The following is a 13,239-nucleotide window of genomic DNA, read 5'->3' as shown; positions in this document are numbered from 1 at the left end:
TATCCAAATTTTGCATATAAGACCTAAACGGTACAAAAAAGGTTGCCTCAGGAGACAACCCTTTTATAAAATTAATTTTAATCAATTTCTCTACTGCTCATTATCATTACCATTATTTTCTGCTCCGTCTTGTACTACTACATCATCTTCTTGAACATTATCCTGAGCTATCTTATTAAGTACATAAGTAATGCTTTTTTCTTCCACCTCTTTTTTAGTTACTTTTTTCTCCTTCTTATTTTCAGCAGTAACTGCTACTGTAGCATCGGCATCTTGATCTTGTGCATCACTTACCATTTCAGTATTCAACTCAGGGAAAACGGCTATAGGATTATCTTCGTTATACTTAGCTCCCAGATTCACGTACATTTTATTAGTAACGGAATCGTACAGCAAAGTACCTCCCTTTAATGTTTTACCTGAATAACGAGCATCCGTTGTAGCTACATCTCCTTCAGTATCTGTATATACAGAAGCCACTACTTCGCCGTCAATATCGTTTTGCAAAGTTTTTTGCTCCGGTATTTTGTAAATAGCCGGCGACACTCTGAGATCGGCCCTGAATTTTCCTTGTGGTAACCCATTAACCCATGCTAAACCTTTATTTTCCTGATCCAACGCCACGCTTACTATAGAAACGTTTCCTTCTTCATCAATCAGTTCATACTTTCCCAATACGGGAAAAATATCCGCATCAGTCAACTCCTTGGGCATGGGTAACAATTCCTTAGGTTGAGGTTTATAATTTTTCGGAATTTCCGGGGCTACCGAAGTTTGTGCATATGTTATTGAATAAACCGATGCAGAAAAAAACAACATCAATAAGAACTTTTTTTTCATCTGAAATTATTTTTGTGACCAAATTATTTTAGAGAGCCGTTCTGCTCATGTAGCTTTAAAGAAATTATTATGCCAAAAAAATATTTTTAGCGCTCAGAAACCTTTATAACAGTTTTTAGTTATAAATTTTAGCTTTTTCTAAATACAGGCATAACTTCAAAAAATCAAACTGATAATATTGAAAAACAATTATTCGCATATAGAGGTAACCGGTGCCAGAGTGCATAATCTCAAGAATATTGATATTTCCATACCCAAAAACAAACTGGTAGTAATTACCGGTATTAGCGGCAGCGGTAAATCGTCATTGGCTTTTGATACTATTTATGCCGAAGGACAACGGCGCTATATGGAAACCTTTGGCGCCTATGCAAGACAATTTATCGGCGATATGGAAAGGCCTGATGTAGACCGCATTACAGGGCTTTCTCCTGTTATTTCGATTGAGCAGAAAACTACTAATAAGAATCCGCGTTCTACAGTGGGTACCGTTACTGAGATATACGATTTTCTGCGATTATTGTTTGCACGTATTGGCGAAGCTTACTCCTACAACACCGGGAAAAAAATGGTGAAATGGAGTGAGGAGGAAATTGTAAATAACATTTTCGAAAGATTTTATAAGAAAAAAATTAACATACTGGCCCCCTTGGTAAGAGGCCGTAAAGGTCATTACCGCGAGTTGTTCGAGGACGTACGCAAAAAAGGTTTCTTAAAAGTACGCGTAGATGGAACAATCCAAGACATCACTCCTAAAATGCAAGTGGATCGATACAAGATTCACGATATCGAACTTGTGGTAGACCGTTTACAAGTCACTGATGATTTTAAAGTACGCCTGAGTCAAAGCGTACAACAAGCATTAAAATTGGGTAAGGATCTGCTATTCGTACTGGAACACGATCGCAATGATATCACCCAATATTCCAAAATGCTGATGTGTGAAGATACAGGCATTAGCTATGAAGAACCATCTCCTAATACTTTTTCCTTTAACTCACCTTATGGTGCATGTCCTTATTGTCGTGGACTGGGCACCAGCTCGGTGATTAAGATGGATGCAGTGTTGCCCGACACTTCTAAAAGTATTAAAGAGGGCGGTATTGCCCCGTTGGGTGAAGAACGTAGCGCCAGTGTATACCAGCAAGTGGTGGCCTTTGCCAAAAAACATAAGATCAGTTTAAGTAAACCTATCAACGAATTGCCGCAACAACAATTGGATTTATTATTGTATGGCGACGGCAATGCCGAAAAAACGTTACAGCTGGATGGAACGGACGATTCCATACCCGATTATTATACCGGCAGTTATGAAGGCATTATTCCAATGCTAAAGCGCTGGTATCTTTCTACCCAAAGTACCGAAGCGCTACGCGACTGGGTAGAGCAGTATATGGAAGTACAAAGCTGCCCCTCCTGCAACGGTGCACGACTTAAAAAAGAGAGTCTATGGTTTAAGGTAGACGGAAGGAATATTGCAGACCTTAGCAATCTTAATTTAGATAATCTAGCTGCATGGTTGGATGGCATTGAACTACGTTTGACCAAAAAGCAAAATACCATTGCAAAAGATATCTTGAAAGAAATCAGAGAGCGTTTGGGCTTTCTGTTGGATGTAGGTCTCTCCTACTTATCATTGAACCGCCCCAGTCGTACACTCAGTGGTGGCGAATCGCAACGGATTAGACTGGCTACACAAATCGGCTCTCAATTGCAGGGGATCACATATATACTTGACGAACCTTCTATAGGATTGCATCAGCGGGATAATCACCGACTAATTTCTTCTCTGCAAAAGCTGCGTGATATCGGTAACAGTTTGATTGTGGTGGAGCACGATAAAGACATCATGCAGGCGGCAGATTATTTGGTAGATATCGGTCCACGTGCAGGCTATCATGGCGGCCGTGTAGTGGCACAAGGCACGCCGAAAGAAATTTTGAAATTGGATACCATTACCGCCGGCTACCTGAAAGGGAAATTGAAAATTGAAGTACCCAAAGAAAGACGTTGTGGCAATGGCAAATTTATTGAACTAAAAGGAGTATCTGGCAATAATCTCAAAAACGTCAATGTAAAATTTCCATTAGGTAAACTGATTGTTGTAACAGGCGTAAGTGGTAGCGGTAAATCAACATTGATTAATGAAACCCTCTACCCTATTCTAAGCAATCATTGTTTCCCTGCTAGCAAAATGCCAGTAATGCCATATCGGTCGGTATCCGGACTAGAACATATCGATAAGGTAGTGGAAATTGATCAGTCGCCGATAGGTCGCACGCCACGTAGTAACCCTGCTACCTATTGCGGATTCTTTACGGATATCAGAACTTTGTTTGCATCTGTTCCCGAAGCCAAGATTCGCGGATATAATGCAGGACGATTTTCTTTTAATGTAAAAACCGGTCGCTGCGATGTGTGCGAAGGTGGCGGGATGCGTGTGATTGAAATGAACTTTCTGCCCGATGTATATGTACCCTGCGAAAAGTGTAACGGCAAAAGATACAACCGCGAAACCTTGGAGATACGCTACAAAGGCAAGTCTATCTCAGATGTGCTGGATATGACCGTTGATGACGCGGTGGAGTTTTTCCAAGCAGTGCCTAATATTTATCGAAAAATTAAAACCTTGCAGGATGTAGGCCTAGGTTACATTACACTGGGACAAAGCGCCGTTACATTAAGCGGTGGCGAAGCACAACGCGTAAAACTGAGTACCGAACTATCCAAGAAAGATACCGGCAAAACTTTCTATATCCTTGACGAACCTACTACCGGATTGCATTTTGAAGACATCAGACAATTACTCAATGTCCTCAATAAACTTACCGATCGGGGCAATACGGTACTGGTGATTGAACACAACATGGATGTGATCAAAGTTGCCGATCACATCATCGACCTCGGCCCTGAAGGTGGCGATGGTGGCGGACAGATTTTGTTCGAAGGCACCCCCGAAGAGCTGATTCATCACGAAGAAAGTTATACCGGCTTTTATCTGAAACAGGAGCTTAAATAATAATTAGATTCGAGAGTTTGTCAGAAATTTTTCGTTTAAAAGAGAAAAACAACCTTGTTTTTCTTATATTGCTATTAGGAAGTACCCCAAATACTCGAAAAATAAATTTGTTTTAGTAGCCCATTGTTTTGGTGCTTTCTAAATTTAGTGTAAAATGAAGAATTAAACTAGTTAAAACTTCACTCAAAAGAGTCCTGCTAAACATAACATAAAAAAATCACTAAATAGGCAAGCCATATGAGAATTTTTTACCGTAACTTAATAGTTATAAATAATTTCATTCACATACACAATAATTTTTATTAATATTTTTTAAATAATATTAATATGAAAAACATATTACTCCTATGTTTACTGATTATCCCCTCTCTACTATTAGGACAGAAATTTTATGTAATAGAGCCTGATCATAAGATTAACGATAGAATTTCTAAAAGAATTAGTCAGCTTGGATTTGTTGTTGCAAGAGATATAGATGAAGCCGATATAATTGCTCAAATGATATATGAAAAAAGAAAGGGGTATATGTCTTTTAAAACAGGATGGAAAAACGAAGAATACAAATATAACAAGGTTGGATATATAGCTTTTTTGAACAAGGACAGGGATACACTCTCCGCTACAGAAGAACAAGGTGGCAAAGCCAAATATTACAATACGTATGTAGCACTTAGCGAATTAACTAACAAAATATTAAAATACGATTTTGATAAAAATTTATTCGCTGCTATTAAAAAAGTCACCCCTTCATCGTCTGCTAATCCTCAAACTACAAGTAGTCAAAACTATTCAAAAGCAGATGAATTATCAAAACTTAAAAAACTACTGGATGAAGGAGTATTAACACAAGAAGAGTTTGAAGCCGAAAAGAAAAAACTACTCAATAAATAATGAAGTTTAACTGCCTATATAATACCACTGAACTATAACCATATACCAAAACCAGCATTTATGAGATTTTTGGTAAAGCTGATTTCTGAGAAACCCGAAGTTATACCCATCAATTATCAATATCCTCTATCGGCTGCCATCTATCGAATTATTGCGAAAGGTGATGCTGATTATGCCAACTTTTTGCATGAGAAAGGCTATGGCAAAAAATTCAAATTCTTTTCGTTTTCCCAAATTACTTGTCCTTTTAAAATCGAAGCCGATCGGTTGCTACTGCAAAGCAATGAGCTCAGTTTTCAAATCACCTTCCATCTTCCCAAAGCTGCGGAAAGTTTTATCAAAGGTTTATTTCAATCCGAAAAATTGGACATAGCGGATCGTATTTCCAAAGGACGGTTTACCGTACAATCTATAAAAACCTTGCCATCTCCTCTAGAGTCGTATAAAGAAAATGAAATAACGCAGGTGGTATTAAGACCGCTATCGCCAGTGGTGGCATCCATCCCCAATGAGAAAGGGCAGCATACTTACCTTTCACCCAAAGAGACAGTATTTACAGAAAGCCTCCTATACAACTGGCGCAGTAAAATAGCTGCTTGTTATGATGATACCACAGCGAGTAACGCCATTTTGCAAATAGCGTTACAGCCCATAAAGCAACCTTTTAAATCCCGGCTGATTAGTATCAAAAGTGGCAAACCGGAAGCCACACAAATCAGAGGCTGGATAAATTTCAAAATGCAAGTAACAGGGGAACGTAGATTTATCGATCTCCTACTCAATGCCGGTGCAGGATTGTATAACGCACAAGGAATGGGGTGTGTTAGTATTAGTCAAAAGATGTAATCATTAAGCCTAACAATTATGAAGCGATATCTCTTGAAAGTCGATATATCAGGAATTCAAGATTTTATTTTTAATGTCCCGGGTAAAGGTGCTTCGAGAAATCTGAAAGCACGGTCTTTTTTTGTACAAGGACTTACGGAAATAGCCGAACAGTATTTTACTGACATTGCTGAAAAAACCGAGGTTTTGTACAATGGAGGGGGAAATTTATTCATATACCTCCGTGTTGCCCAAGATGTTCTAGATAGTGCTATTTCCAAGTTTCAAAACTGTTTTTTGCAGGAGGCAATTTTCCCTTTTATTGCCTACATAGAGGCGGAACATGACGACGCATTTTATACACAGATGCAGGCGTTACATACGAAAACTTCCCTTAAAAAGTTAGTCAGGCCGTTTTTGTCTGAGACGTTTCAACCAATGGATGCCAGCATATTTGATGAGCGGTTCAGAATGTTTGCCAAGAAAATGGTAAAAGCACAAGGGTACAGTATAGTCAAATCGGATAGCAACGAATTGAATTTAAGCATTGAGGAAAATCAATTCAAAATTGCCGGGTATATCTTAAGATTGGAGTATGGGAGTCAAGCTCAAAAGTCCTTTAATGAGACAATTATCAACGCAATGCCTTTAGATAAAGACAAAAATAAAGAAAAAGGCATTCTCGAATTTGATAAAATAGCCGAGAAGGCAAAGTCGTCAAGAAAAGTAGATGATAAACTCGCTGCTCTTAAAATAGACGTTGATAACCTCGGTGTTCTTTTCAGAAACAAATCTAAGGACGAGTATAAGAAATTGTCTAACCAACTGAAGAAGTTTTTCTCAAATACAATCTATAGTGTTTTAAAAGAAGAAATACAGCATGGAAATATATACCCTGTATTTTCAGGGGGAGATGATTGCTTTTTGATAGGTGCATGGGATATCATCCTTCAGGTGGCACAAAAAATTCATCATGAATTTGACGCTTTCCAATCGACGTTATGCAAGACATTTGGATTAGAACATCCGCTTACAATATCTGCAGGTATTGTCATTTATAATCCCAAGTTTCCAATGGCTAGAATCGGACAAACCGCCGAGCATGCGCTAGAACTAGCAAAAGATTTTGGAAAAAATAGAATCTGCATTTTCGGAGAGGTACTGAAATGGAATGAATTTGAGAATGCAGGACAACTTGCAATTAAATTGAAAGAATTGATCGAAGATGGAGAGTCGCGCGGAATTCTTGAACGGATACGCTCATCGGAAATTGGGTTCCTAAGTTTACAAGAACGGGCAATTAAGGCTCATAGGATAGACTTTCCTAAAGTGTACCGATTGAAGTACTATTTGCGAAATGTTAAGAACTCTAAGAACAAAGAAATATTGGAGAATGAGTTTAAAAAATACGAAGATGCACTTTTGGAGGATTTTATACACGGGAGAAAAGAGTCGAATGCGGCGCAATTCCCTGTAGCGGCTCGTTGGGCCGAATTATTAACCAAATCAGTTAACACTTAAATTTTTGTAATATGCCAAATCAAAAGGTACATAATAGTTATAACAACAACAAGGGCTCAAACCATAGCTCTAAGAAAAATGATAATAATAAGAAAAATAATAAGACTACTGAGGAGATAGTCAATGAAGTGATTGAGACTTATTTTAAAGACATCAAAGCGGACCTTTTGTCCTTAAACAATGTGACGAAGATTAAGACTATTTTTTCAAAACTCGAGCAATTCGTCAACGAAACAGCTTCGGGATTATCAAGTAGTCAGTTACGTAATGTTTATTCAAAAATTATAGAAGCGAAAACACCAATAGACTTACAATTACTTCGTCCAAACTTGGCATATGTTGCAGCAAGAAATGAGAAGCTGCAAGCCAAGCAAGTAATGGCGCTTATTGATTATCTGATTCAGCAGGTAGACTCTGATGAAAAGCAAAAACACTTTAAGAAAGTAATGGAAGCCATCGTTGCTTATCACAAATATTCAACAACAAAAGAAAAAAACTCGAACAATGAAGCTTGAATCAAAAACTATTATTAAAGGCACGATAACCACATTAACAGGTTTGCATATCGGCGGATCGAAATCATCGTTAGATATAGGAGGTATCGATACCGCAGTCATCAAAGATCCTTTGGGGGTACCTTACATACCGGGAAGTTCATTGAAAGGCAAGCTCAGGGCATTGCTGGCTGCAAGCATTAATGGGGCTCCCGATGAGAGTAGTGACGATGAAAGCATAAAGAAGCTTTTTGGTTACGCCGGATCTCGAACTGAGTCTGGCGAAGTTACCCGTCTGATAGTCCGAGACGCACATCTCGACACGGAGATGTTCAAAAGAGATTTTATTGACAATGGTGCCATCTTGGAAACCCAATACACACAAGAGAAAGCGGAAAACAAAATCAACCGTAAGTTAGGAAGAGGCGGGCATCCGCGTTCCATTGAACGGGTACCGGCGGGAGCTGTATTTAATTTTGAATTAGTCTTAAATAACTATAGCGGAGAAGATCCAAAACAATTTATTGAATTAATAAAGCAAGGTTTTAAGCTTCTTGAAGATGATTACCTGGGAGGTAGTGGTACGCGTGGTTATGGGAAGGTAAAGATTGAATCGAATATTGAAAACGCTGATACAAAAATATACCAAGAATGAAAGCAATTATCCTAAAATGCCGTCCAGGCAGCCGCTTTCATTTTGGACGTGCTGCCATGCGGCAAAATGATACTTTAAGCGACACCGATGAAATTATCCACTCCGATGTGTTGTTCGGAGCGTTCATTTCGGCGGTGGCCCGACTTTATCCTGAAGTTGAAGTTTTGAAATGGAAAAAGCATTTTGAGGAGGGTAACATTGTTTTTTCCTCAGCATTTTATTGTGTGGAATACCAAGGTAAGATTGTTTACTTGCTGCCTAAACCCATATCCTTAAATCATTTTCCATTAAAAACATTCGATAGTATTGAAGGGGCTCACAAAAAGTTGAAAAGAATAAAATTCATATCAAAAGGGATTTGGGAAAAACAATTGACACCAGATGATTGGTTCTCAAATGATGATATATGTTTTAGTCCGGAAAGTAGGGTTGTGTGTTTGAAAGAAGAGTTTGGAAACGACAACGTCGCTTATAGACTGTCTGAGAAAATGGACACGCCTAAAGTAAAGGTGCGCAATATTTCTAAAGAAGATACTTATTATACACAAACCGACCTTGTGCTTGTGCATGATGAAAATATCTCTGTGCATTGGTACTTTCTTTGGGAAAATACCGGACTTGATGAAGAAGAAAAGAAACAAGCTGAAAAAATTATAACCTTGATGGCAGAGTCAGGATTGGGTGGAGAAAGAAGTACAGGTTGCGGTCATATAGAAGAGGTTGTATTTGATCGAAGCTTCGCGATTAACACAGATAAGTTAAGCGAACAATACGTTTCACTGTCTCTAATAATCCCCGGTGCTTCTGAACATCAAGAGCTAATAGCGTATCAAACTGTTCAAAGAGGAGGTATGTACTATGGAGCCAATAAGAGAGTCAAATCTGTAATAGCTACAACCGAGGGGGCTATCATTAGAAGTAAGATAAATGGGTCCATAGCAAATCTATCTACTGAAGATAGAAATCATTGGCGTTACGGCATATGTTTTCCTATACCATTGCCCGATTCTTTTAAACTTAATGAATGCACTTTATGAGAAAAAATTACCCAATTCGGCTAACTACAATAACTCCTGTATGTATTGGTACAGGGCAAAAACTATCTCCATATGCTGACTATATTATAGATGAAGATAGCAAGAAAATATTTTATATAGATCAGGCCTTGGTAAAAAGGAAGATTGCCGAAAAATTAAATTTGATTGATGAATATGTACACGGTGTATCCACAGGAATGGATAATAATCGAAGCAAGTTTAATCTGTACAAATTTTTGAAAGCTAAATTAAATATCGATGTCTATACACAACATCAGTTACAATTGGATTGCGAAGCTCAAGGTAACAAAGAACTTTGTACCATTATTAAGAACGCAGGTATTTATCCATATATTCCCGGAAGTTCAATAAAAGGCGCCATTAAGACAGCGTTACTATATGATTGGATCATTAACTCGAAGGATGGCAGGAGCTGGCTTCAACGATTTGTATCCGCGTTGCTGCAGAATAGAGATGATAAGGAAATGTGGACAAAATTGGAAAATGAATTGGAGCAAGCCTTGTCATTATTTGAGCGACTTCACGTGACGGATTCTACTCAACTTAATGATGATGACATGATTGTCATCGAAACCAAACGTATTCATATTGGAACAGGGGAGTTTACCATTCCTCAAGTATGGGAGGCTATTTTGGAAGAAAAACAGATTGAGTTTCACCTAGGTATTCCCTATACAAATCTTTCGTTGGTCGATTTGATAGAATGTATCAATCGTTTTTCACAAGACAATAATCAAAAAGAGCTAATGCTATTAAACAAGTTTGGAACTGTGTTTAAAGATAAATATCCTGAAGATTATACAGATCTTGTTACTTTTTATGAACAGATAAACTATGACATTCAACAATCACAAAACAAAACCGCCTACTTACGTATTGGAAGCGGGAAAGGATATTACTTTAATTCGATTGCTGTTGCTGTTGCAAATTATGAAGAAGGAAAGTACTTCAGTGCTTTTTTAAAAAAGTACGGGAAAGGCTATAAATTCAAAAATCCTCACAAATTTCCGGTCACCCGCCCAATTGACATGAGTAGTTTCAAACCATTGGGGTGGGTAAAATTTGAAGTAATTGATTAATCTATTAATCTTATTGTGATTATGTCAAGAAAAGTATTCCTTAGTTTTTTAGGAGCAAACAATTATAAAGAATGTGTTTACACAACTGAAGGAAAAGAAAGTCGGGTTGTTAAATATGTTCAGAACGCAGTCATCGATCTATTGGCTTCGGATTTTGATGTTTACTACATCTTTTGTACCGAGAAGGCATATGATACTCATTTTGCAAGCCTTCAAGCAGAAAGCAACAAAAAATTAGATGTTGTACAAATTCCCGAAGGTTTTAGTGAAAGTGAAATTTGGACAATATTCAGCAGCGTATTTGATAAACTGGAAGTAGGAGATGAAATACTTTATGATATCACACACAGCTTTAGGTCATTACCAATGCTTGGTATAACCCTATTACAATATGCCAAATTTTTGAAAGATATTAGAGTAAGGGGGATTTATTATGGTGTTTTTGAAACACTTGGACCATCATATGACATCGATAATCGGTTCCCTGATCCTAAAGATCGAAAAGTTCCACTTTTAAATTTGACTGCGTTCTCTCTAATACAAGACTGGACTATAGCCGCTAACAATTTCATAAAATTTGGTAATGCACAGATGATGGGAGAATTAACGAAAGAAGGGCTTACTCCAATTTTATCTGAAAGTAAAGGAAAGCATATGGAAGCTGCTACATTAAACGGACTTTCGATACAACTTCAAACTTTTGCTGAGGAGCACAGAACAAATAGAGGGAGAAGAATTATTGAAGGCAAAGCTGCTAATAAGGCAGTTGAGTATATTGATAACATTCAGACTTACTCATTGATTCCTCCGTTTTTTCCAATAGTTAATTATGTAAAATCTACATTACAACAATATTCGGACAATTCTATCAAGAACATATTTTTCGCCATTCAATGGTGCATCGAAAAAGAACTTCCACAACAAGGTTTTACACAATTACAAGAAGGGATTATTACTATTCTTTGTGACAAAGTAGGTCTCGACTACACCATGGAAAGTAATCGAAATTTGGTCAGCTCCTACTTATCAGTGAGATTTTTTAAGCCGGAAGAGGAATGGAAGGGCGAATTAATCCAAGAAACATATAAGCCATACGTTCATTTGCTTAATGAAATAGATAAAATCAAAGACTTAGTATCCGTTTATGCTTCGATTTCAAAGAAAAGAAACGATATCAATCATGGAGGATTTACCGAAAGTGCGAAACATTCCAGTTTTATGAATGATCTTAAAAAATATTTTCATGAATTTAAACAGATATTAAATTTAGAATATTAAGCGACTAACAAATTTCTTTTAAACTCAATAGATATTCAGTTTTGAATAAGCGGATAATGTTAGGATAGATAATATAATATTTGAAAATTTATAAATCATGAATCTCTTAGTTAATCTAGTGGGAGGCCAAACTATCCCAAACTTGCAATTCCTGAAAAAATTTTATCAGGAAGGAGATCATATTTTATTTATTAATACTCCTTTAATGAATAATAAAGGAATTCATCAATGGATTATAAACTCATTCCAATTACATCTTGATGAACCCATTAAGCTATCCGACATTATCAACATTATCGTAGATGAATATTACGATACTCATATCAAGTCAAAACTGGATGAGATTGATTATGATATCTATGATGATATTATTGTAAACGTAACCGGTGGGACAAAAATTATGTCCTTAGCCGTATTTGATTATTTCCGAGAAAAGGATTCCAAAATATTCTACATCACCGGAAAAGATGATGCTGTATTGAAATTATTCCCGAACAGAAAAAAGGAAAATATTTCGCTAAATACTACCATCGACTTAAGCGAATATCTTATCTGCCATGGATTTGAGATAAAGACTTCGACGCTCTCAGGAAGAAGTTTCGAATTTACAAAATCATTTCTTAACTGGTATGTAAATAGTGGCGATAATCTAACTTGTCAAAAAATATTTGCCAAATTAAGACCCAATAGAGACAAGAGTGTAAACATAGCAGAGATTGCCGGACTTAGAGATTTCTTGTATAGCATCGATTTCACGGTAGACAATGGTGTTCAGTTATCAAAATACGACATAAGATATTTAACCGGAGGTTGGTTTGAAGAATATATCTACTTTTCGATAAGAAACGAACTAGAAGTAGGCGAACAGTTTATTGCAACAGGCTTACAATTAGTTAGAGACAATGTATCGAACGAGTTCGACATCCTCTTTATATACAACAATACGCTGCACGTAATAGAGTGTAAGACCGGAATAGTTAACAATGTAATCCCAACTTTAGTAAACGACACATTCTATAAACTATCATCATTGTCTACCAGGTTAGGGCTGTTCTGCAAAAAGTATGTGTTTACACTTAATAAGCAATTGGACTTCAAAAAACAGCACTTAAGGAGAGCAGAAGCTTTTGATATTCGACTAAAATGTTGTGAGGACATTTTGAATGCACGATCCATTTTTGAACTATTAAATGAAAATAAACATGCTTATTAACATATCCAACCATCCCCAATCCACATGGAGTGCCGAGCAGCTAAAAAAGGCGCAGCAGCTGTATGGAGAAGTAGTGGATTATCCGTTTCCATCAGTAGACCCGTCGTGGTCCATTGAGGAAGTAAAAGGTTTAGCTAATGCGCTTTATGCTGATATCACTCAAAAGTATCCCAATAAACATACCTATCTTCATATAATGGGTGAACACTCCTTGGTATATCATCTGGTAAGTATGTTTGAGCAAAATGGATATACTTGTGTACTCTCCACCACCGACAGAAGAGTGGACTTACTACCCGATGGTAGTAAGAAAGTACATTTTGATTTTGTGAGGTTTAGGAAGTATAAATGATGACGAATAGTTTG

General features: G+C 37.2%; 12 protein-coding genes. 11 read left to right on the top strand and 1 reads right to left on the bottom strand.

Features of this window, described 5'->3' with window-relative positions; genetic code table 11:
* Positions 1–90: 90 nt before the first annotated feature.
* Complete coding sequence (locus tag PIECOFPK_RS07290) at positions 91–840, bottom strand: hypothetical protein (protein WP_409965477.1); 750 nt, start codon at positions 838–840, stop codon at positions 91–93.
* A gap of 178 nt (positions 841–1,018) precedes the next feature.
* On the opposite strand from PIECOFPK_RS07290, the gene uvrA reads away from it, so the two are divergent.
* From uvrA to PIECOFPK_RS07235, 11 genes are all read left to right on the top strand, one after another.
* The gene (uvrA, locus tag PIECOFPK_RS07285) at positions 1,019–3,859 is read left to right on the top strand and encodes an excinuclease ABC subunit UvrA (protein WP_409965476.1); all 2,841 of its coding nucleotides are present in this window, start codon (positions 1,019–1,021) and stop codon (positions 3,857–3,859) included.
* Between the two features lie 327 nt (positions 3,860–4,186).
* Positions 4,187–4,750 (top strand): SHOCT domain-containing protein, encoded by a 564-nt coding sequence (locus tag PIECOFPK_RS07280; RefSeq protein ID WP_409965475.1) that lies wholly within the window; start codon positions 4,187–4,189, stop codon positions 4,748–4,750.
* A 60-nt stretch (positions 4,751–4,810) separates the two neighbouring features.
* Positions 4,811–5,596, top strand: a complete 786-nt coding sequence (gene cas6 / locus PIECOFPK_RS07275; RefSeq protein WP_409965474.1) for a CRISPR-associated endoribonuclease Cas6 — start codon at positions 4,811–4,813, stop codon at positions 5,594–5,596.
* A gap of 18 nt (positions 5,597–5,614) precedes the next feature.
* Positions 5,615–7,096: a type III-A CRISPR-associated protein Cas10/Csm1 gene (gene cas10, locus PIECOFPK_RS07270; RefSeq protein ID WP_409965473.1), complete on the top strand. Its 1,482-nt coding sequence runs from the start codon at positions 5,615–5,617 to the stop codon at positions 7,094–7,096.
* A gap of 11 nt (positions 7,097–7,107) precedes the next feature.
* Positions 7,108–7,611 (top strand): type III-A CRISPR-associated protein Csm2, encoded by a 504-nt coding sequence (csm2, locus tag PIECOFPK_RS07265; RefSeq protein ID WP_409965472.1) that lies wholly within the window; start codon positions 7,108–7,110, stop codon positions 7,609–7,611.
* Positions 7,601–8,245: a type III-A CRISPR-associated RAMP protein Csm3 gene (gene csm3 / locus PIECOFPK_RS07260; protein ID WP_409965471.1), complete on the top strand. Its 645-nt coding sequence runs from the start codon at positions 7,601–7,603 to the stop codon at positions 8,243–8,245. Before csm2 ends, csm3 begins: the two co-directional genes overlap by 11 nt.
* A complete protein-coding gene (gene csm4 / locus PIECOFPK_RS07255) occupies positions 8,242–9,282 on the top strand; it encodes a type III-A CRISPR-associated RAMP protein Csm4 (protein WP_409965470.1) in 1,041 nt (346 codons plus the stop codon). Before csm3 ends, csm4 begins: the two co-directional genes overlap by 4 nt.
* A complete protein-coding gene (gene csm5 / locus PIECOFPK_RS07250; protein ID WP_409965469.1) occupies positions 9,279–10,382 on the top strand; it encodes a type III-A CRISPR-associated RAMP protein Csm5 in 1,104 nt (367 codons plus the stop codon). The genes csm4 and csm5 overlap by 4 nt, the downstream gene beginning before the upstream one ends.
* A gap of 21 nt (positions 10,383–10,403) precedes the next feature.
* Complete coding sequence (gene csx2 / locus PIECOFPK_RS07245) at positions 10,404–11,660, top strand: TIGR02221 family CRISPR-associated protein (protein WP_409965468.1); 1,257 nt, start codon at positions 10,404–10,406, stop codon at positions 11,658–11,660.
* Between the two features lie 97 nt (positions 11,661–11,757).
* The gene (locus PIECOFPK_RS07240; RefSeq protein ID WP_409965467.1) at positions 11,758–12,873 is read left to right on the top strand and encodes a Card1-like endonuclease domain-containing protein; all 1,116 of its coding nucleotides are present in this window, start codon (positions 11,758–11,760) and stop codon (positions 12,871–12,873) included.
* Positions 12,863–13,225 (top strand): hypothetical protein, encoded by a 363-nt coding sequence (locus PIECOFPK_RS07235; RefSeq protein ID WP_409965466.1) that lies wholly within the window; start codon positions 12,863–12,865, stop codon positions 13,223–13,225. Before PIECOFPK_RS07240 ends, PIECOFPK_RS07235 begins: the two co-directional genes overlap by 11 nt.
* Positions 13,226–13,239 lie beyond the last annotated feature (14 nt).

Source organism: Chitinophagaceae bacterium C216, from assembly GCA_028485475.2.
Classification (GTDB): domain Bacteria; phylum Bacteroidota; class Bacteroidia; order Chitinophagales; family Chitinophagaceae; genus Niabella; species Niabella composti.
The sequence above is the reverse complement of the archived record's forward strand: the minus strand, read 5'-3'. Positions and strand labels throughout refer to the sequence as shown.

Coding starts and splice junctions, on each gene's coding strand:
- PIECOFPK_RS07290 (WP_409965477.1), bottom strand. CDS start 840: ATGAAAAAAAAGTTCTTATTGATGTTGTTTTTTTCTGCATCGGTTTAT.
- PIECOFPK_RS07280 (WP_409965475.1), top strand. CDS start 4,187: ATGAAAAACATATTACTCCTATGTTTACTGATTATCCCCTCTCTACTA.
- cas6 (WP_409965474.1), top strand. CDS start 4,811: ATGAGATTTTTGGTAAAGCTGATTTCTGAGAAACCCGAAGTTATACCC.
- cas10 (WP_409965473.1), top strand. CDS start 5,615: ATGAAGCGATATCTCTTGAAAGTCGATATATCAGGAATTCAAGATTTT.
- csm2 (WP_409965472.1), top strand. CDS start 7,108: ATGCCAAATCAAAAGGTACATAATAGTTATAACAACAACAAGGGCTCA.
- csm3 (WP_409965471.1), top strand. CDS start 7,601: ATGAAGCTTGAATCAAAAACTATTATTAAAGGCACGATAACCACATTA.
- csm4 (WP_409965470.1), top strand. CDS start 8,242: ATGAAAGCAATTATCCTAAAATGCCGTCCAGGCAGCCGCTTTCATTTT.
- csm5 (WP_409965469.1), top strand. CDS start 9,279: ATGAGAAAAAATTACCCAATTCGGCTAACTACAATAACTCCTGTATGT.
- csx2 (WP_409965468.1), top strand. CDS start 10,404: ATGTCAAGAAAAGTATTCCTTAGTTTTTTAGGAGCAAACAATTATAAA.
- PIECOFPK_RS07240 (WP_409965467.1), top strand. CDS start 11,758: ATGAATCTCTTAGTTAATCTAGTGGGAGGCCAAACTATCCCAAACTTG.
- PIECOFPK_RS07235 (WP_409965466.1), top strand. CDS start 12,863: ATGCTTATTAACATATCCAACCATCCCCAATCCACATGGAGTGCCGAG.